We start from the raw sequence: 19,490 nt of genomic DNA, 5'->3' as shown, positions 1-19,490 counted from the left end.
TATTAGAAACGGAAATAATGATTACATAGTATCACAAATATTTCTTTAAATGAATTAAATTATCTATTTGTTTAATGTTGCCATCAAAACTTTGATTAGTTACATCAAAAAAGATAGTATCCATTCCAATATTGTTTGCTCCAAGTATATCAGCTTCATAATTATCGCCTATCATGATGCTTCTATTTGCACTTGTATTAGCAATTTCAATGGCATAATTAAAAATTTTAGGATTGGGTTTTTTAACGCCGACAGCTTCGGAATTAGTGACCGTTTTAAAATAATGGTCTATCTTAGAATGCATCAATTTTTTCTGTTGAACTTCCTTGAACCCATTAGTAATAATATGAAGTGAATATTTTAAACTTAAATAATCAAGTATTTCAATGGTGTTTTCAAATAAATGATTAAATGATGAAAGATGGGTAATATAATCTTCAGATAATTTATAAATAAGTTCTTCATCCATAACCTTATTGATTGCTAAAAAGGCATCATTTAATCTTCTAAAACGTAAGGATTCTTTGTCTATTTTCTCTTCTCTAAATAGTTTCCAATATTGTAAATTAATAGGTTCATAATGAAACAGAAACTCTGTTATATCAACATCAACCGCGTTTAACTTGAAAATTTTTTCGAACGTTAATGCTGAATTTTTATCAAAATCCCAAAGGGTATGATCTAAATCAAAAAAAACATCTGTAATCTTATTATTCATTATTAGTAGATTCTATGATAATATTAAACAACTCTTTGAAACCATCCCAACGATCCGACTCACTAAAAGTATAGTTGTGAAAAACAGGAACAAACTCTCCATCAACCTTTTTCACTTCATCAATAACTTCATTTAAAACTTTCTTTTTATCTAACAAGGATTTTGTTTTTAATAAGGAATAATCCATTAAATGATATGACCAGACTTTTAAAGGCGTTTGCACTTCAAAATCTAAATCATAAAACAAAAATGGCGTACAAGTACCTGCCCTGAATCCTATATGATTAACATAACCCATTGTGTAATCTTCCTGAATTTCAAGCTCTATTAGGTTTCTATATGATTCTGGTAAGTTAAGCTTTGAAAATGATTGTCTAGAAGCTGTTAAAGATGTGTTTATAATTGCTTCCATTCTTAATTTTTCTTTTTTTAAAATTACGGGATCATGAATAGCAAAATAAGATGCCTTTAAACCTACTTTACAGTAGTCTGCAACTTGTTTAATAAGAGATACAAATCCCTTTTTATTGGGGTTGATACCTTTATCATAGGTTGAATAAGCCCCAATTAGAAAAAAGAATAAAAATTTATGCTTGGTTTGTTTCTGTTTATTTATAATGTACTTAAACGTATCAAAAGGATCGTGCTTAAAACCAAAAATAACCATGTATCTGTCGTACAAGCTTTTAAGCTTTAGCCTGCTTAAATCTTTTAAGGTACCGCCAAAAGTTCTTAGTAATCCCTTCATCCTAAAATTATAGGCACTAGGAACATCAATAATTGGACTTATGCTATAAGTTCTTTGAGGAAATTTATATTTCGGATACTGTTCTTGTAACTTATCTCTGAACTTATAGGCCCAAATATCAACTACAGGTTGGTTTAAAAATCCATATTTAAAGGCGATACTTTCGGTTGCTGAAAACCGTCCAAATTCATCATTTACATGAGGTAAATATTCCTCGTAGCGTGATAATAAATAAAAAGACGCTGCAAAAATATCATAAGGAATATGACTTTTATCGCCATTTAAAAAGAAACATTTGGTAGTATCCCAATCATGAACATTAATTTCAATGTCGGATAGTCCTTGTTCGTATAAAATATCATGACTTTTTACAAAAAACTCATTACCCAATTGTTGTTTGGTATACGACATTTTTATACTATCATGCCCAATAAATTCTTCGATAGTTGTTGTAAACGACACTTCAACACCTAATATTCTGGTACATATATGTTTAAAAACGAACTTTAATCTTGGGGTGATTTTATGGGTATAAACTAATAGCATTTATAGTATGTTTTCATCAGCAAAACTAAAATAGTTCTTTTCGGTTACAATCAAGTGGTCTAACACTTTTATATCTAAACTTTCTGAAGCCAATTTTAATTTATTAGTAATTTGTTTATCAGCTTCGCTAGGTTTTAAAGTTCCTGAAGGGTGATTATGAGCAAGAATTAACCCTGTAGCACCAACTTCTAAAGCTTGCTTCAAAACCAATCGAACATCAACCAAAGTGCCTGTAATACCACCTTTACTTAACTGATTTTTATGAATGACTTTATTGGAATTATTTAAATAAATAATCCAAAATTCTTCGTGTTGTAATTCACCAATAATAGGCTGCATCAATTCAAAAACCGATGCACTAGAAGTTATTTTTTTCTTTTGAAGAGCATCTTCTCCTCGTCGGCGGCGTCCTAACTCTAAAGCGGCTGCAATAGTAATGGCTTTGGCTTCACCAATTCCTTTAAAGGTCATTAATTGTTTTATGGACAGTTTTCCTAACTCGCTTAAATTATTACCTACACTTGCTAAAATACGTTTAGATAGGTCTACGGCGCTCTCCTCTCTATTACCTGAGCCAATTAAAATCGCCACCAATTCAGCATCACTTAATGCCGCTTTACCCTTGTACAATAATTTTTCTCGTGGCTGATCATCTTGCGACCAATTTTTAATAGAGAACGAGGTAGATTTTTCTTGCATTTGATAAAGATAAATATTGTAATTTTATAAATCAACAATTTAAATTGACTAATAACTTGAATTATCCTCCAAAACAACATCAAGATAGCAATAGGAATCACATGATAGATGTGATTAAAACCTATCCATTAGCGACTATAATTTCTGTAAAAAACAACGAACCTTATATCACTCATTTACCTTTAATTTTTAGAGAAGAGGACGGAAAACTTATTGGTCACATTGATAAATTTAACCCTCAAGCTGACTTACTGAAAGACAATAACCCCATTAGCATTATTTTTTCTGGGCCACAATGTTATATTTCACCAAGTATTTACAGCACCACACAATTGCCAACTTGGAACTATATAAAAGTTCATTTAAAGGGCACTGTAAATGCCATTGAAAGCAAAGAGGCATTAAAAGAATCTTTAATAATAATGACTGCCTTTTTTGAGCAACCAAACCATAAATACATTTTAGCGCCAGACAATCCTAGAATGGAAGGCGCTTTAGACTATATAAAAATGTTTGAAATTGATATTACAGATTGGGAAGGGAAATTTAAACTATCACAGGATAAAAAACCACAGGATATTGCAAATGCTAAGGAAGAACTTATTCGAAGAAATCAAGAAAGTATTGCTTCCTTTTTAGACAAAGTATTTTAGTTTATCGTTTCTGTTTTTTAAGCATTTCCAAGTACATATTCTCTACTTTAGTTCTCGCCCAAGATGTTCTTCTTAAAAATTTTAAACTAGATTTTACTGATGGATTATCTGTAAAACACTTTATTTTTATGGTATAGCCCATATATTCCCAGCCATAATGAGAAACTAATTCATTAATAATGCTTTCTAAGGTAATACCATGCAATGGGTTATTTGGTTGAGATTGCATGTACTAAATTTTTAATTTTTACAGCTTTTTCAAAATGATCTAACTTATGTGTCATAATCCACCAAGTTGCTACTTCCATTAACAATTCTGGATTCTCATTTTTATTAGAGAAAAAAGCATAAAAAGACACGCCCACATGGTCTCCTTTTGCTGCTATTTTCTTATTGCAGACTTCAATAATTCTATCTCTTAAAATCTTTTGCATGCTTATTAACCTCGTCGTTTATTGTTTTGTCGTCTTCTAGAATTGTTACCACCAGAACTTCTTGAATTTGTATGATTTTTAGATGAGTTTCTACCTTGTCGTTGTTGTCTCTTTTCCGGTTCAGTTGGGGCATTAGGATCGGGCTCAAAACCTTCCATAATATCACTTTCAATTCTGAAACCAAGTAGTTTTTCAATATCTTTTAGATAACTCGTTTCATCCGCACTTACTAAAGAAATAGCTTCGCCACTGGCTCCTGCTCTACCGGTTCGACCAATTCTATGCACATAATCCTCTGGAATATTAGGGATTTCAAAATTAATAACATGCGGAAGTAACGGAATATCCAGTCCACGAGCTGCTATATCTGTAGCAACCAATACTCTAACATCACCACTTTTAAAACCTGCCAAAGCTTTTGTTCTGGCGGCTTGACTTTTATTTCCATGAATAGCTGCCGATGAAATGTTGGCGCTAACTAAATTTTTACATAATTTATTGGCTCCATGCTTTGTTCTTGTAAACATAAGCACTTGTTTCCAATTACCATCAGAAATCAATTTAATAGCCAAACCTGACTTTTTACCTTTTGAAACACGATATATTTTTTGGTTAATAGCATCAACAGTAGAATTTTCTGGTGTTGCTTCAACCATTACTGGCTCTCTTAAAATACCTTGAGCCAATTTCTTGATATCATGAGAAAATGTTGCTGAAAACATCAAATTTTGTCGTTTTGTCGGCATCATTTTTATAATACGCTCTATATCTCTTAAAAAACCCATATCTAACATACGGTCTGCTTCGTCAAGCACCAAAATCTCAACACGCTTTAATGACAATAGTCCCTGGTTTTGTAAATCAAGTAAACGTCCTGGAGTTGCCACTAAAACATCGATACCTTGTCTTATCGTTGCTGCTTGTGGCTTTTGATTAACACCTCCAAAAATTACTGCAGAACGTAAATCTAAAAACTCGCTGTATTCTTTAACATTAGCGTACACCTGTGCTGCCAACTCTCGGGTTGGAGTTAATATTAATGCCCGAATAGGCCTGAATTTCTCTTTAGGGTTTTCAGATAAAACATGTAAAAGAGGCAACGTGAACCCTGCTGTTTTTCCAGTTCCTGTTTGAGCCGATGCTAACACATCATAACCTTCTAAAATAAGAGGAATTGCTTTTTCTTGTATAGGACTTGGAGTTGTGTATCCCTTTTTGCTAATTGCTTTTAGCAAGGCTTGGGATAAGCCTAAAGAATTAAATGACATATAAATTGGTTGTAAATGACAATCTATTATAGTGTCATTTTTTTAATTAAGGTGCAAAGATACGCTTATTTATTGGTATCTTGTGTTTATTTGATTTTGCCATTATTATTTGTACCAAACTGCCTTGATTATATTAATTGAAATTTTAATGAAACTGTCTTCAAAAAGTTTTGCAAATTTAATTTAAAAAACTTTATTTATGAACCTGTGTTCGTTATCTTTGTAGTAAATATAGGAGAACTTATCGTCAAGTAGATGTTGACAAACTTATGGAAGTGGGAAATATTCAATTTGATAAAGATTGGTATAAATGAAAAAAAATTACAAGTTAACTTAAGACATTCATAAGAATTGAAATACTCAAACTGTAATCCTTCAATTAAGCAATCTATAAAACAAAGCTTAGATGCAAATTACAACACTTATAGAAAATAAGCATACAAATGATACATTAAAGGCTGAACATGGTTTATCATTATACATTAAAACCGATAGTCACAACATTCTATTTGATACAGGGCAAAGTAATTTGTTTATTCAAAATGCCGAAACCTTAAAAATTGATTTAAAAGAGGTTGATATCGTTGTTATTTCTCATGCACATTATGATCATATTGGTGGATTAATTGATTTTTTAAACTTAAATACAAAAGCAAAAGTTTATTTAAAAAAAGAAATTTTTGATTATCAATATGTTTCCATTCGTGAGAACGTCAAAAAAAATATTGGATTTTCAAAAAAATTGCTAACCTATAAAGATAGATTTGTATGTCTTGATACTGATATTTTAACTTTTGATAACTTATATTTTATACCTAATATCAATAAAATATATCCCTTACCAAAAGGTAACGATATTCTTTATAAACAAAAATATCATACATTTTATAAAGACGATTTTAAACATGAACTCATTTTTGCAATCAAAGAAAGTAATGGTATTCATCTATTTTCTGGTTGTGCCCATAATGGTATTTTAAATATGGTTTCAACAGTTAAGGAGACTATAGATGACGTAAGTATTAAAACCATAATAGGAGGCTTTCATTTGGTCGCTGGTAATCATTTTGTTAAAAACGAAACTGACCAAGAAATTACCATCATTGCAAAAGAATTAAAAAAGTTAGCAAACGGAGCTCATTATTACACAGGTCATTGTACAAGTAGTAGCGCCTTCGATAAATTATCATTAACGTTAGGATCCGACTTACAAAATCTTGTAATGGGGCATAACATTGAGGTATAATTCTTAACAAAAAGAATACATAATTTTAAATATAACATAAAAACATAATCCTATGAAAATTGCAGTTCCAGTTACAGACAACAACCAAATAGATGACCATTTTGGACATTGTGAGTTTTACAATGTTTACACTATTTCAGAAGAAAACAACGATATTATTAATGTAGAATCTATAGAATCTGAACAAGGTTGTGGTTGCAAATCTAATATAGCGAGTACCTTGGCAGAAATTGGTGTAAAAACCATGCTTGCTGGCGGTATAGGTAATGGTGCCATTAACGTACTTAACAACTCTGGAATAGAAGTGATTCGCGGTTGTTCAGGTGACCCAACAGTGGTTGTAAAACAATATACTCAAGGACTAATTACTGATGGAGGTTCTAGTTGCGACCATCATCATGATCATGAGCATCAATGTAGCAATCATTAACTAATCATAATATAGTAGAATTGCTTTGTTAAAGATTTCTACTATATTTATGTTTGTTTGATGATTCATATAAATCCAAAAAAGTTATAGTATCTTAGTTGTGATTATCTTAGTCATGACTGAGATACTTTTTTAACTATGCCATAAACATTCAATCCTCAATGACCTTATTCAATTTTAAAACCACAAGCGATATATCAAACTGGAAAATTGTAGATGATGTAGTAATGGGAGGACGTTCCAATGGTTCTTTTGGTTTAACCAATGAAGGTTTTGGTAGTTTTTATGGACATGTTTCTTTAGAAAATAATGGAGGATTTTCTATGGTAAAATATACCTTTGATACTAAACATGTTGAAGGCTTTTCAAAAGTATGCCTACATATAAAAGGTGATGGCAAAACCTTTCAATTCAGAATTAAAACAAGTAATCATGATGAGCATTCGTATGTTTGTCAATTTTCTACATCAAATGATTGGGAAATTATTGAAATTCCGTTTACAACTCTTTATCCTACTTTTAGAGGCAGACAACTACACATGGAAAACTATCCTGGAAAACAAATGGAACAGATTGCGTTTTTAATTGGCAATAAAAAAGCAGAATCTTTTAAACTGGAAATTGAGCGTATTGAGCTAAAGTAGCTCATTTTGATATTCCATATTTATTAAACTGAAAACTCTCCTTAAAACCCAATTATTCAAACCTAATGGCTTTTACTGGTGATATTTTAGTTACCAAATAAGATGGTAGTAATAGCATAAGCATACACAATACCAACGTTCCTATATTTAAAGCCAATATATAGGTAAAATTGATATAAACGGGGGCTTCGCTTACGTAATAGACGCTAGGATCTAACGGAAATAATTTAAAATACTTTTGAGAATATAACAATCCTAAGCCTATCAAATTTCCCCAAAATAATCCTAAAATAATTAAATAGGATGCATTATACAGAAACAGTTTTCTTATACTCCAATTGTTGCTTCCAAGAGCTTTTAAAATACCAATCATTTGGGTACGCTCTAATATTAAAACCAATAGAGCTGTTACCATATTGATACCAGCCACTAAAATCATAATAGCAATAATACCGTAGATATTTTTGTCAAATATTTTTATCCACTCAAAAATGGAAGCATATTTTTCACTAATCGTTTGTGTATTTAATGTAGATGGTGTGTTTTGATAAATTTCAATTCCTTTTTGCTTCAACTGACTATAATCATCAATAAACACCTCAAAATTTCCCACTTGGTCAGCATCCCAATTATTGATACGCTGTATATGTCGAATATCACCAATAATATACGTTGCATCAAAATCCTGAAATCCAGAATTGTAAATGCCAACAATTGTATACGTTATGATGTTGGGTAATTTATTGGGGTCATCTTTTCTAAATATCATTTGAAATTTATCACCCACTTTAAATTTTAATCGGTTAGCAATGTATTGAGACATCAACACCTCTTCATTTCTTTTTTTTGTGAAATCAGGCAAGCGACCTTCAACTAAAAAATCCTTGAAATAATCCCAACTATAATCGGCACCAACTCCTTTTAAAACCACACCTTCAAAATCAGTTTCAGTACGAATCACACCAAATTTGGTTGCTACTGCTTGAATGTGTTTTATACCCTCTACAGATTTGAACTCTGGATAAAAATCTTGTTTTGTTGAAATTGGGGATATGCTTTCTTGAGAATTATTACTATCAAAATTTGATATAATCACATGGCCATTAAAGGCAACCACTTTATCACGTATTTTTTGTTGTAATCCTATACCCGTTGCGATAGCTATCATCATAACCACAATACCTATGGCGATGGCTGATATTCCTATTTTAATGATGGGTGCGGAAATACTACTTTTATAGGCTTTACTGCCAATAATGCGCTTTGCTATAAAATACTCGAAATTCAAATTGCGTTTTGATTATATAATTTCAAAAATACAGTTTTATTATTTGTTTTAGTATTGATTTCCTACTGAAACTTTCTAAAAAAATTAAAACAAAAAAGAAGGTAGTTCTACAAAAATCTAGAATCTAAACCAAAGTAGTTGGCTTTTTATATTTCTGAAAAGGTTGTTTTAACAAATTTATAATTTGTCCGTTTTCAAGCTCATCAGGAAAGATGTCAACACCAAAAACAAGTTGTTCTCTATCTAAATACCTGTAGGTTCCCAATAATCTATCCCAAACAGAAAATATATTACCATAATTAGAATCTGTATATGGCAATACATAATGATGATGTACTTTGTGCATATCTGGTGATACTAAAACATAGCTAATTAGTTTATCTACCGTCTTAGGTAATTTAATATTGGCATGATTAAACTGTGTTGACACCAATGATAACGATTGATACAACATAACAATGCCCATAGGTGCACCAATAATAAACACCCCGAAAAGTGTAAAAACAAAACGAATCACACTTTCTATAGGATGATGCCTATTAGCGGTTGTAGTATCTACATGGTGATCTGTATGATGCACCAAATGAACCATCCACAATGACTTTACTTTATGTTCTACCCAATGTGGTACGTAGGCTCCAAAAAAATCCATTAATAAAATGCCCAAAATAATATATAATCCTAAAGACATTTCGGGTAACCAATTTAGAATTCCAAAATTATTACTCATCACCCAATCAGCCGATTTTAATAACAAAAAAGCCAACACGAAGTTTACGATAATAGTTGTGAGTGTAAAAAATATATTAGGAACAGCGTGCCGCCATTTTTTATATTTAAACTTAAATAAGGGAACCGCACTTTCTAGCAACCAAAAAAAAGTTAAACCACCTACTAAAATCAAACTTCTATGCGAAGATGGAATGGTTTCAAAGTAGTTTAAAAAATCTTGCATGTCCTTTAGTTTTTGCTCTTAAATATAATAAAAAAGGAACATAATTTATTTTATTCTTTTTTTCATTTCTTCAACAATGTTAAAAGCTGCAGGGCAAATTGCTACATTTTTAAGAGTAAGATTTGATATTTGCTGAAACTTTTTTCTGTCAGTATGCGGAAACTCACTGCATGCTTTTGGTCTCACCTCATAAATAGAACAGTAATTATCGGTTCCTAAAAAGGTACAGGGAACACTTTGAAGCACATAATCGTTATCTTCATCTACCCGCAGATATTGACTAATAAACTGCTGTGGTTTTAACCTAAAATGTTTTGAAATACGCTCAATATCTTTATCTGTAAATAACGGTCCCGTAGTTTTACAACAATTGGCACATTGTAAACAATCTGTTTTTTCAAACTCTTTTTCGTGCAACTCTTGCATCACATAATCTAAATCCTTTGGTGTCTTCTTTTTTAGCTTAGCGAAGAATTTTTTGTTTTCGTTATGCTTATCTTTGGCGAGCTTTGGAAGATTATTTATAAAGTCTTGCATGGTGTAAAAATAATGCTTTTCGTCTTTACGAAGGAAGTTATGACTGAAGTAATCTTTAAAATTGAAACACTTAATTGAAAAGATTGCCGTACCTCGAGCACGCTCGAAATAGGCTATCTAAAAGTTTAGCAATGTTATAAAATTATGAAACGAGCATGCTAAAAGCATTATCACCCAACGGAATGATTATTTGCGAACAGCATGTGACCGCCGAAAAACAATAAATATTAACACATGAAAGACTTATTTGGGCAAGCTTTATTAGATTATCAGAACGGGCAATTTTCTGAAGATATCATCACTTCTACAAATATTTCTGATGAAGACGACTTACCTATTTCATATTTGTTTAGGGATTATAAAAACATGCCGAAATTGGAGCAAAAAGCTTTAAAATTAGCTAAAGGAACTATTTTAGACGTTGGTTGCGGAGCTGGAAGTCATAGCTTATATCTTCAAGAAAAAGGATTAAGCGTAAAAGCAATTGACATTTCAAAAGGCGCTATTGAAGTTGCTAGACATCGTGGTGTTTTAAATACTGAAGTAAAACATATTTTAGATGAAACCGACACCTTTGACACTGTTTTGTTACTGATGAATGGCACTGGTATTTTTCAGGAATTATCTCAAGTTTCAAAATATCTGAAACATTTAAAATCGTTATTAAACCTTAACGGACAAATTTTAATAGATTCATCTGATATTAAATACATGTATGAAGATGACGATGGCGGTTTTTGGATAGATACCAATGCCAACTATTATGGCGAACTTGATTACTTTTTAAGCTATAAAGGTAAAAAAGAAGTTCCTATGAAATGGCTATATCTTGATTTTGACACCTTAAAACTTGCTTGTGAAACCGTTGGCTTACATTGCGAACTAGTTTTAGAAGGTGAACATTTTGATTATTTAGCAAGATTGTATTAATTAAATACAGACTCGCCACCTACAAACGTTTGTAGTGTTTTCATTTCTGGAATTTCTTTAACCGGAACTTCCATAATGTTTTTATCAAGTATAATAAAATCGGCAAATTTACCGGCTTCAATACTACCCTTTTCACCTTCTTCAAAATTGGAATAAGCTGCCCAAATAGTCATCCCTTTTAAGGTTTCTTCTCTACTTAAAGAATTTTCCATTTGAAATCCATCCTTTGGATATCCTTTTACATCTTGTCTAGCAACGGCCGCATAAAAGGTTAAAAACGGACTTACTTGTTCTACAGGGAAATCGGTTCCTAAAGCTACTTTTCCATAATGGTTTAACAAATCCTTATAGGCATAGGCTCCTTTTATACGCTCATGCCCTAACCTATCTTCTGCCCAATACATATCGCTGGTAGCATGCGTTGGTTGAACAGATGGGATGATATCATCAAACAACTCAAAATCTTCAGGTGAAATAACTTGTGCATGTTCAATTTTCCAGCGTCTGTCTTTTTTACCTTCCAAGGCATTCTTATAAATACGTAAAACAGCATGATTTGCAGAATCTCCAATAGCATGTGTATTCATTTGATACTCTGAATTAGCAATTCGCTTCGCATAGGTATCAAACGTTTTTAAATCGGTTAATTGTAATCCAAAATGGTTTGGCTTGTCGCTGTAAGACTTTCTTAGTAAAGCACCTCTTGATCCCAAGGCGCCATCGGCATAAAATTTAAAAGAACGCACATCAAGCTTATCCGTTTTAATAATGCCTTTATTTAAATAATAATCTACATTGTTTGGAGTTCCAGAAACCATGGCGTAGACTCGCATTTTTAAATCGCCTGTCTGCTGCAAACTATCAATGATTTCAATAACCCCTTTATCTAATCCAGCATCATTTACAGTTGTTAAACCATATCCAAAACAAATATCTTGTGCTTTTAACAAAGCGTTTACTACATCATTTCTCGTAGGTTTAGGCCAGTACTTCGTAACTAATTGTTGTGCTCTATCAATAAGAACACCTGTTAGTTTACCGTCTTCAATAACTAATTCGCCTCCTTCAACTTTACTATCAATTGTTACATTTCCTAAATCTAATGCTGATTGATTAACTAAACAGGCATGCCCATCTATTCGTTTTAGCAACACCGGTGTATTTGGAAATAAACTATCCAGTTTAGCCTTATTAGGAAATTCTTTTATATCCCAATCATTCTGATCCCAACCGCTTCCTCTTATATATTCTGAAGGGTGAGTTTTAGTATATTCAATAATTTTATTAATTATCTCCTCAAAACTAGTCGTTCCAACTAAATCTACTTGTTGTGAATTAAATCCTAAAGCTAAAAAATGACAATGTGCATCAATAAATCCAGGCACAATAGTTTGTCCCTTTGCATCAATAAGATTATCTGATGTATATTTTTCTTGAATATCCTTTGAATTACCGACCTCAATAAATTTACTGTCTTTGATGGCAAAAGCTTCTGCTTTATCAAAACTTGAATTAACGGTATAGACATTAGCATTAATAACAACCGAATCTACTTTTATTTTTTGTTGACAAGAAGTTAATGCAGTAAGGACTAAAATGGAAAGTAATTTTATCATCATATCTATTTTGGAATTGAGTAAAAATACAAAAAGCGTTCAAACTATTGAACGCTTCATTTTATTTATTATAAATATATCTAACTAAAAGTCAAACTTGTAAGTAGCTCCTGCTAAAAACTGAATACCCTGAACAGGAAAATTTTGCCATTTTTGATAGCCTTGATCTCCTAAATTATTGCCTTTTGCAAATATAGACAATTGGTCGTTTACGTGATATCCCAAATGAAGGTTTGCATCAAAAAAACTATCCAAAGTAACGGTAAATGGCGTTGTCGCAATAAAGGGATCATTCAAGTAAAATTGATCTTTACGCTCTCCTGTATAGAACAAATTAGCGCCAGCAAACCAATGTTCATCAATTTGATAATCTAAAAACAAGGAACCTTTAATATCTGGTAAATTCCATGCTTCTACCTGTGTATCGCTTGTATAACTGAAATATTCAGCTTTAATACCTAATTTAAAATTTCGGTTAACATCCACATTTATTTCTCCTACCAAACTAAAGATATCAACATCGTCATATACGATACCAAAAGAATTTCCATACGAATAATCTTGTGATGTTGCTGTAATATCATTATTAATAAAAAGTGCTTTATTTCTATCAGCTACATAACGCCCACTAATATTATAACTCATATTGCTGGATACTTTTCCTTTTAAACCAACATATGCATTATATAATTGGTCTGTTGGTTGAATAAATAAAGTAGGTGACACAAACGGATTTTCTGAAGCAAAATCATAATAGGAATTTTGAATAAGTCCACCTTTAACACCTCCATAGGCAATTAAAATATCATTGACTAGCCTATAGGAAGCTGTTACATTGGGATAAATATATAACTTACTGTCACTAGCCTCTGTATCGTTTAAATAAAAAACTGATGCTCCTAAATTAACAGTTAAATCATCTTGTTTTAGTTGATATTTAGGTGTGACTCCTATTTGAAAATTACCGTATTTTAATTCGTCTGTGGTCACATAATTTCTATCAAAAGTACCTCCCAAATAATCAAAAACGATGTCGGTTGAAATTTCTTCTCTGTTAATTGGAATATCAATCGTCGACTTTATAACAAACCTATTTTCGCCAGACCCTTGATTATCACCAAAACGTCTAAATAAGAAACTTCCTGAATTAATATAGGTGTTTTCAAACGTGACATCACTTCCAAAATGAGCTCCAAAAAATGAATGTTTCCCATCTACGCCATTTGCACTAGCATCTGCTATCATAGATTGTGGTAACCCATACCAATTATACATTTGATGTTGAAAACCGGCGTCTACGTTCCAAGTTAAATCTCTTAATCTATTTGAATAGGTTACATTCATTTTTGAATTAGAAAATTTATCATCAAGAAGTAAATTTTCAATTCCACCTTGTGAAGAATGATGACTTATATAACCGCTAACACTTTCGGTTCTACTAATGGCATTATTTAAATAAACTTCACCTAAGATTGTCGTGTAAGTTCCTACACCTAAAGTGGCATAATTATCATATAATTTAACTGGTTTTGATTTTTCAACCAAAGCCGCTTTTCCTTTTGCTGGTGTAAATGTAGAGGCCACAGGAAATGAAAAAATATTGTATTTAATAGTCTTTTTAGTCGCTGTTTCTTCGTCATCAATAGTAGGTGTTTCTTTTACCTTAAAGGCGTCAGATATCGTTGGTGTATATGGTTTTACAACGTTAATAACCCCTGTATTTATGGTATCTTTCTCTTGAGAATACAAGAGTGTACTACTTAATGTTATGAGGACTAAAATTATGTGATTTATGTGCTTTCGCATAGGTTTGTTATTGATTAAAATAATGATTGATAAACTATTAATCTTCAGTTTTAATGGATGAATTTGTTTTAGCTTCTTCTGCTTTTATACGATTTAATTCTGATGTTGCTTCTGAAACTACGTCATCAAACTCCTTGAAATTTTCAATAACACTTTCTAAAATATAAGTAGCTTGATAAGCATCATTAAGTGCATAATAATTCTTGGCCATAAGCACCAGCCCTTTGGCGCTGTAATATTTATAGCCCGAATAGTCCTTAGCTAATTTTTGCACCGTATTGTTTGACGCCTCAAAGTTTTGATCTTTATTTTTAAAGTATGCATTGTAGTATAAAGCTTCCGCTGCCGTTTCACCGGTTGCAACCGTTTCAACCTTAGCATAATTTAGTTTTGCTTTAGCTTCATCACCTGTTTTCATGGCTGAACGAGCTATGATAATATGGGCATCTGCTTCTATTTTATTATCTATTTTAGAATTAGATAGTACTTTTTCAGCATAAGAAACTGCCTCCTTATACTTTTCTAACTGATAATTAGCTTTCATTAAATTAGATTGCGCAAATACAACATTCTGCGGGAAATTAGCTTCCTGTTCCAATCTATGCAATAACGGCATTGCCAGATTAAAGTTTTTCGTTTCTAAATAAAATTGCGATAAACGCAATAAGGCCTCCTCTGTAAATTCATTTTGTGGTGCCTCAACAACGTATTTATAATGAGGTGCAGCATTGGCAGCTAAATCTTTTTTATAATATAATTGTGCCACATAAAAATGCGCTTGCAAGATGTGCGCTCCATTTGAGAATTGACTGATATATCCGTTGAATTGAGAAATTGCTTTATCTGTATTGTTATCTAAATATTGCTTTTCTGCCGCCTCATAGGTTGCATTTTCCAAATCGGAATCTGAAACCTCAACATAATCTAGAGTTTTCACCCAAGACGCATAATCATTAACGCGACCTAAATCAATATAAATTAAACGCGCCGTAGAGACCGCTTGATTTGCCTCAGGCGTATTAGGGTAATCGGCGGCCACTTTTTTAAATTTATTCAACGCTTGCTCGCTTTTACTTGAATTATAATAAACCAATCCTTGACGTAGTAATGATTTTGGGACAAACGAACTCATTTTATACTCTGTATTCAAACGATTATACATTTGTATAGCCTTATCTGTTTCATTGGCTTTTACATATGAATTTCCTAACTCATACATGGCATCATCACGCAATTTAGAATTTGGATAATCTATAATAAATTGTTCTAATTCGGCTATCTTTTTTGAGGATTGCCCAATATAACCAGCACTAAGCGCCTTTTGAAAAAAAGCATAATCAGAATCGACCTCACCTAATTTATTCGCATCATTGTATGCCTTAATGGCATCATTATAATCACTAGACACAAAATAAGCATCTCCCAAACGTAAATAGGCATCATTCAATCTTACTTTATCTTCCTTTTTAGTGGCTACAAATTGACTAAAATAATGACTAGCCTGTTTATAGTTTTTAAGTTTAAAATAGGTATAACCTAGGTTATAGTCTATATTTTCAAATTCGGGAGTTGATTTTGCAATAGCTTGTTGCTCAAACTGTTTAAATCCTATTAATGCGTCTTCATAATTGGTTAAATTATAGTCTGTTTCAGCTTTCCAAAATGTTGCTCGAGCAGTATATTTGTCGTCTCTCGGTTCTTTTAGTGATTCACTAAATAAATTTCCAGCTTCAAGATATTGTCCTTCATTATAAAGTTCAATACCCCTGTAGAAAGCTACTTTTTGATAAGCCACTTTATTTTCAAAACTGTTTTTACCTTGAAGTAATTTCAAGGCTTCTTTATAGTTTTTAGACGTAATATAGGAATCAATTAAAAGAGTTTCTATCTCATCTTTATAGCTTGACTTTGGATATTTATCAAGATACGAAGCTAAAACCTGAGGAGCAGATTGATATGGATTTCCTATTTCATAACTAATTTTAGCATAATTAAGCCATGCATCTTCTTGGATTTTTAAATCATAAGTCATCTCTGATGCATTTCTGAATGCATTGAGAGCCTCTTGCTTTTTATCAAGATATATGTAACTTTCTCCTAAATGATAATAGGCATTTTGCGCCGTAGCATCTTTTCCTCCTATTATTTTATTAAATTCTGAAATAGCATTTTCATAATCCTTTTGCTTATAATATGCATACCCTAATTGATAATAATCTATATTATTCCATTTTGCAGTTTTATCTCTTTTACCTTGTTTTCCTTTATAAGCTTTTAAATACGGAATGGCATCAGCGTATTTTTCTAAATTGAAATAGCTTTCGCCTATAATTTTTGATAGTTCAGAAACTTCATTTTCATCACTGGTTGGTAATCTATCTTTAGCTAATTCTATGGCCTTTTCAAACTTACCAAGCTTAAAATTTAAGTCTGCTTGATAATATGACAATTTTTCTTTGTAGCGTTCTTGGTCGCTCACTTGGTCAAAATATGCATTCGCTGCATCGTAATCATCACCTTCATAGGCCATAAATCCTATATAATATTTAGCTTGAGACCCATATTCTTGAGAGTTTTCAACACGACTTAGGTATTTTTTGGCATCCTTATATTGTTTCGCCGCAAAAGCAGAATAACCATTCTTAAAATTGAATTCTTGCATTTCTTTATGCGAAAGAGCATTTTCATTTACCTTAGCATACCATTTTCTAGCATAAGCATATTTTGAATTTTCAAAATAGTAATCTCCTACATCAACAAAGGCTGTATTACGTTTAGGACTTGTAGGATATGTTTCTACAAAATCTTCAACTAATTTATCAGCATTTTGTTGATTTAATCTTACGGCACAATTAGCAATATAATAAGCACAATCTGATTGCAAAACCTCCTCATCGGCTGTTTTTTTAACTGCTCCGAATAACGATTGAGATGCTAAATATTGTTGATTGTTATATAATGTTAGGGCTTTTTGATAGTCTACTAAATCATTAGTATATGCTGCAGACTGTTGTGCTTTTAATTGTAAGCCAAAACAAATGGCTATCCAAAGTAAAACAGTATTTTTTAGAGTCATTAAAATTATGGTTTTATTTAAAATCAAAGATAATTTAATCTAAATCTTATAACGCAACAATCGTGCTATAATTATAAACCAAGTTATTAAAATTTAAAAAAAGTAATTCCGAAAGCTTAAGCCTTAAACTTTTAGTCCTTAACTTTTAACTTTAACTTTTTAGTAATACATTTACACTACTCAAAAATTTACTATAATTTATGTCCAATCCTATTTTACAGTTAAAAGATGCTTCCATTTCACAAGGAGATAGCCTTGTCCTTACGAATGTTAATGTAGAAATCAATAAAGGTGAATTTGTTTATTTAATAGGAAAAACGGGATCTGGAAAAAGTAGTTTTATGAAAATCCTCTATGGGGATTTGGTTCTTACCGAAGGGGAAGGTCATATAGTCGGGTTTAACTTAAAAGGCTTAAAAGACAAAGATATTCCTTTTTTAAGACGAAAATTAGGTATTGTGTTCCAGGACTTTAAACTCCTCTCCGACAGAACCGTCAATGATAATTTATTATTTGTTTTAAAAGCTACAGGCTGGAAAGATAAAAACGAAATGAATACAAGGGTTGAAGAGGTTTTAAATAAAGTTGGCATGAAAACCAAAGGCTTTAAATATCCTCATGAACTATCTGGTGGCGAACAACAGCGTATTGCCATTGCCAGAGCTCTGCTAAATAACCCTGAACTTATACTAGCTGACGAACCTACTGGAAACCTTGACCCACAAACTAGCATTGAGGTTATGGAAGTTTTACAGGAAATTAATAAAAACGGAAATACCATTTTAATGGCCACACATGATTATGCTTTGCTCCTTAAATATCCGAGCAAAACTTTAAAGTGTGATGAAAATGAGGTTTTTGAAGTGGTGCAGAGGCGGGGTTAAACATATGTAAAGAAAAAAAATGCGAATAATCACAGTAGATGATCTTGTTGACATTTATAACAAAACAAAACAGAGAGGCATTCAGTTCATTATTTCAAAATTAAACTTTAGCTCAATTAAAAGAACTAAAAGTGCTTTTGATGAATTAAACATACAATCTGCAAATTGGTGGGTTATTCCAAAATTACATAAGAGATGGAATAGGCTAATTACCCACAATGAAACCATTGAATACAAAAGATTCACTGTTGACACATTTCTATCAAATAATAAAAAATTAAAAATGCTATCCATTGGAAGTGGTGATTGTATGCAAGAATTAGAATTTGCCTCTTATGAGAATTTTGAAAAAATATTGTGCATAGACATAACCGATAAACTTTTAGATAATGCTAGAGAAATTGCGAAAACAAAGGAATTAAAAAACATTATTTTTAAAACTCAAAACATATATGACTATGAATTCTCTGAAAATGAATTTGATTTAGTTTTCTTCCATGCTTCATTGCATCATTTCAAAAATATTGAGGATTTCTTATCTAATAAAGTCAAGAAAACTCTTAAAAAAAATGGAACATTAATAATAAACGAATTTGTAGGTGCTAACAGGCTTCAATTTCCCAAACATCAAATAAAATCGATTAATGAAGCTTTAAAATTAATTCCCAGGAAATATAGAAAACGCTTCAGATCAAATTTATACAAAGATAAAGTATACGGTTCCGGCCTTATTAGAATGATGCTTGCAGACCCCTCTGAATGCATTGAATCAGAAAATATACTACCAACAGTCCACAACTATTTTAAAACAATATATGAAGCTCCATTTGGTGGTAATATTTTAATGACAACACTTAAAGATATATCACACCATTTTATTGAACTAGATTACGAGAAAGAAAAAATTCTAGATAAGCTTTTTGAATTTGAAGATTCGTATTTAAAAAAACATCCTAGTGATTTTATTTTTGGTGTTTATGAGAATTTGAAAAGTTGAAATATAACATTAATC

General features: G+C 31.6%; 19 protein-coding genes. 7 read left to right on the top strand and 12 right to left on the bottom strand.

The annotated features are described in order from the left end of the window. Positions 1 to 31 precede the first annotated feature (31 nt). Genes G5V56_RS17785 through radC form a run of 3 tightly spaced genes read right to left on the bottom strand, consistent with a single transcriptional unit; the run spans position 32 to position 2,711 of the window. The gene (locus G5V56_RS17785; RefSeq protein WP_166967673.1) at positions 32 to 718 is read right to left on the bottom strand and encodes a YjjG family noncanonical pyrimidine nucleotidase; all 687 of its coding nucleotides are present in this window, start codon (positions 716 to 718) and stop codon (positions 32 to 34) included. Further along, the gene (locus G5V56_RS17780; RefSeq protein WP_166967671.1) at positions 711 to 2,012 is read right to left on the bottom strand and encodes a polysaccharide deacetylase family protein; all 1,302 of its coding nucleotides are present in this window, start codon (positions 2,010 to 2,012) and stop codon (positions 711 to 713) included. The genes G5V56_RS17785 and G5V56_RS17780 overlap by 8 nt, the downstream gene beginning before the upstream one ends. Continuing rightward, entirely contained in the window at positions 2,013 to 2,711 is a 699-nt protein-coding gene (gene radC / locus G5V56_RS17775) for a RadC family protein (protein ID WP_166967669.1), read from the bottom strand. It abuts the gene before it with no gap. Between the two features lie 56 nt (positions 2,712 to 2,767). Here radC and G5V56_RS17770 point away from each other — a divergent pair, with 56 nt between their 5' ends. Beyond that, the gene (locus tag G5V56_RS17770) at positions 2,768 to 3,364 is read left to right on the top strand and encodes an FMN-binding negative transcriptional regulator (RefSeq protein ID WP_166967667.1); all 597 of its coding nucleotides are present in this window, start codon (positions 2,768 to 2,770) and stop codon (positions 3,362 to 3,364) included. A 1-nt stretch (position 3,365) separates the two neighbouring features. Here the strand turns inward: G5V56_RS17770 and G5V56_RS17765 are convergent, their stop codons facing one another. The 3 genes from G5V56_RS17765 to G5V56_RS17755 are packed head-to-tail and all read right to left on the bottom strand — an operon-like array spanning position 3,366 to position 5,066. Next, positions 3,366 to 3,593 (bottom strand): VF530 family protein, encoded by a 228-nt coding sequence (locus G5V56_RS17765; protein WP_166967665.1) that lies wholly within the window; start codon positions 3,591 to 3,593, stop codon positions 3,366 to 3,368. Further along, positions 3,574 to 3,798 (bottom strand): DUF6500 family protein, encoded by a 225-nt coding sequence (locus G5V56_RS17760; RefSeq protein ID WP_166967664.1) that lies wholly within the window; start codon positions 3,796 to 3,798, stop codon positions 3,574 to 3,576. Before G5V56_RS17760 ends, G5V56_RS17765 begins: the two co-directional genes overlap by 20 nt. A 5-nt stretch (positions 3,799 to 3,803) precedes the next feature. Beyond that, the gene (locus tag G5V56_RS17755; protein WP_166967662.1) at positions 3,804 to 5,066 is read right to left on the bottom strand and encodes a DEAD/DEAH box helicase; all 1,263 of its coding nucleotides are present in this window, start codon (positions 5,064 to 5,066) and stop codon (positions 3,804 to 3,806) included. A 406-nt stretch (positions 5,067 to 5,472) separates the two neighbouring features. Here G5V56_RS17755 and G5V56_RS17750 point away from each other — a divergent pair, with 406 nt between their 5' ends. The 3 genes from G5V56_RS17750 to G5V56_RS17740 all read left to right on the top strand — a co-directional run bounded on the left by G5V56_RS17750 (position 5,473) and on the right by G5V56_RS17740 (position 7,386). Beyond that, on the top strand, positions 5,473 to 6,312 hold the full coding sequence (locus tag G5V56_RS17750; protein WP_166967660.1) for an MBL fold metallo-hydrolase: 840 nt from the start codon (positions 5,473 to 5,475) through the stop codon (positions 6,310 to 6,312). A 52-nt stretch (positions 6,313 to 6,364) separates the two neighbouring features. Next, positions 6,365 to 6,742: a NifB/NifX family molybdenum-iron cluster-binding protein gene (locus G5V56_RS17745; RefSeq protein WP_166967658.1), complete on the top strand. Its 378-nt coding sequence runs from the start codon at positions 6,365 to 6,367 to the stop codon at positions 6,740 to 6,742. A 161-nt stretch (positions 6,743 to 6,903) separates the two neighbouring features. Continuing rightward, entirely contained in the window at positions 6,904 to 7,386 is a 483-nt protein-coding gene (locus G5V56_RS17740; RefSeq protein WP_166967656.1) for a CIA30 family protein, read from the top strand. Positions 7,387 to 7,438: 52 nt separating this feature from the next. Here the strand turns inward: G5V56_RS17740 and G5V56_RS17735 are convergent, their stop codons facing one another. The 3 genes from G5V56_RS17735 to G5V56_RS17725 form a co-directional block, all read right to left on the bottom strand. Beyond that, positions 7,439 to 8,674, bottom strand: coding sequence for an ABC transporter permease (locus G5V56_RS17735; RefSeq protein WP_166967654.1), 1,236 nt, complete (start codon positions 8,672 to 8,674; stop codon positions 7,439 to 7,441). 124 nt (positions 8,675 to 8,798) lie between these two features. After that, positions 8,799 to 9,629 (bottom strand): sterol desaturase family protein, encoded by an 831-nt coding sequence (locus tag G5V56_RS17730; protein WP_166967652.1) that lies wholly within the window; start codon positions 9,627 to 9,629, stop codon positions 8,799 to 8,801. A 45-nt stretch (positions 9,630 to 9,674) separates the two neighbouring features. Then, positions 9,675 to 10,166: a YkgJ family cysteine cluster protein gene (locus G5V56_RS17725; protein ID WP_166967650.1), complete on the bottom strand. Its 492-nt coding sequence runs from the start codon at positions 10,164 to 10,166 to the stop codon at positions 9,675 to 9,677. Positions 10,167 to 10,400: 234 nt separating this feature from the next. On the opposite strand from G5V56_RS17725, the gene G5V56_RS17720 reads away from it, so the two are divergent. Then, the gene (locus G5V56_RS17720) at positions 10,401 to 11,096 is read left to right on the top strand and encodes a class I SAM-dependent methyltransferase (protein ID WP_166967648.1); all 696 of its coding nucleotides are present in this window, start codon (positions 10,401 to 10,403) and stop codon (positions 11,094 to 11,096) included. Here G5V56_RS17720 and G5V56_RS17715 read toward each other — a convergent pair. From G5V56_RS17715 to G5V56_RS17705, 3 genes are all read right to left on the bottom strand, one after another. Next, positions 11,093 to 12,712 carry an amidohydrolase gene (locus G5V56_RS17715; protein WP_166967646.1) on the bottom strand — a complete coding sequence of 540 codons (1,620 nt, stop codon included), beginning with the start codon at positions 12,710 to 12,712 and terminating at the stop codon, positions 11,093 to 11,095. The genes G5V56_RS17720 and G5V56_RS17715 overlap by 4 nt on opposite strands. Before the next feature lie 84 nt (positions 12,713 to 12,796). After that, positions 12,797 to 14,518: a TonB-dependent receptor gene (locus G5V56_RS17710; RefSeq protein WP_166967644.1), complete on the bottom strand. Its 1,722-nt coding sequence runs from the start codon at positions 14,516 to 14,518 to the stop codon at positions 12,797 to 12,799. A gap of 37 nt (positions 14,519 to 14,555) precedes the next feature. After that, on the bottom strand, positions 14,556 to 17,594 hold the full coding sequence (locus G5V56_RS17705; RefSeq protein WP_166967642.1) for a tetratricopeptide repeat protein: 3,039 nt from the start codon (positions 17,592 to 17,594) through the stop codon (positions 14,556 to 14,558). Between the two features lie 200 nt (positions 17,595 to 17,794). On the opposite strand from G5V56_RS17705, the gene G5V56_RS17700 reads away from it, so the two are divergent. Beyond that, positions 17,795 to 18,478, top strand: a complete 684-nt coding sequence (locus G5V56_RS17700; protein WP_166967640.1) for a cell division ATP-binding protein FtsE — start codon at positions 17,795 to 17,797, stop codon at positions 18,476 to 18,478. Positions 18,479 to 18,497: 19 nt separating this feature from the next. After that, positions 18,498 to 19,475, top strand: a complete 978-nt coding sequence (locus G5V56_RS17695; protein WP_166967638.1) for a class I SAM-dependent methyltransferase — start codon at positions 18,498 to 18,500, stop codon at positions 19,473 to 19,475. Positions 19,476 to 19,490 lie beyond the last annotated feature (15 nt).

The organism is Yeosuana marina (genome assembly GCF_011762485.1).
GTDB classification, from domain to species: domain Bacteria; phylum Bacteroidota; class Bacteroidia; order Flavobacteriales; family Flavobacteriaceae; genus Yeosuana; species Yeosuana marina.
This window is presented reverse-complemented; position numbering and strand designations above follow the sequence as displayed.

Excerpts from the sequence above, each read along its gene's own strand:
- G5V56_RS17785 (WP_166967673.1), bottom strand. The coding sequence starts at position 718 with ATGAATAATAAGATTACAGATGTTTTTTTTGATTTAGATCATACCCTT.
- G5V56_RS17780 (WP_166967671.1), bottom strand. The coding sequence starts at position 2,012 with ATGCTATTAGTTTATACCCATAAAATCACCCCAAGATTAAAGTTCGTT.
- radC (WP_166967669.1), bottom strand. The coding sequence starts at position 2,711 with ATGCAAGAAAAATCTACCTCGTTCTCTATTAAAAATTGGTCGCAAGAT.
- G5V56_RS17765 (WP_166967665.1), bottom strand. The coding sequence starts at position 3,593 with ATGCAATCTCAACCAAATAACCCATTGCATGGTATTACCTTAGAAAGC.
- G5V56_RS17760 (WP_166967664.1), bottom strand. The coding sequence starts at position 3,798 with ATGCAAAAGATTTTAAGAGATAGAATTATTGAAGTCTGCAATAAGAAA.
- G5V56_RS17755 (WP_166967662.1), bottom strand. The coding sequence starts at position 5,066 with ATGTCATTTAATTCTTTAGGCTTATCCCAAGCCTTGCTAAAAGCAATT.
- G5V56_RS17750 (WP_166967660.1), top strand. The coding sequence starts at position 5,473 with ATGCAAATTACAACACTTATAGAAAATAAGCATACAAATGATACATTA.
- G5V56_RS17745 (WP_166967658.1), top strand. The coding sequence starts at position 6,365 with ATGAAAATTGCAGTTCCAGTTACAGACAACAACCAAATAGATGACCAT.
- G5V56_RS17740 (WP_166967656.1), top strand. The coding sequence starts at position 6,904 with ATGACCTTATTCAATTTTAAAACCACAAGCGATATATCAAACTGGAAA.
- G5V56_RS17730 (WP_166967652.1), bottom strand. The coding sequence starts at position 9,629 with ATGCAAGATTTTTTAAACTACTTTGAAACCATTCCATCTTCGCATAGA.
- G5V56_RS17725 (WP_166967650.1), bottom strand. The coding sequence starts at position 10,166 with ATGCAAGACTTTATAAATAATCTTCCAAAGCTCGCCAAAGATAAGCAT.
- G5V56_RS17720 (WP_166967648.1), top strand. The coding sequence starts at position 10,401 with ATGAAAGACTTATTTGGGCAAGCTTTATTAGATTATCAGAACGGGCAA.
- G5V56_RS17715 (WP_166967646.1), bottom strand. The coding sequence starts at position 12,712 with ATGATAAAATTACTTTCCATTTTAGTCCTTACTGCATTAACTTCTTGT.
- G5V56_RS17710 (WP_166967644.1), bottom strand. The coding sequence starts at position 14,518 with ATGCGAAAGCACATAAATCACATAATTTTAGTCCTCATAACATTAAGT.
- G5V56_RS17705 (WP_166967642.1), bottom strand. The coding sequence starts at position 17,594 with ATGACTCTAAAAAATACTGTTTTACTTTGGATAGCCATTTGTTTTGGC.
- G5V56_RS17700 (WP_166967640.1), top strand. The coding sequence starts at position 17,795 with ATGTCCAATCCTATTTTACAGTTAAAAGATGCTTCCATTTCACAAGGA.
- G5V56_RS17695 (WP_166967638.1), top strand. The coding sequence starts at position 18,498 with ATGCGAATAATCACAGTAGATGATCTTGTTGACATTTATAACAAAACA.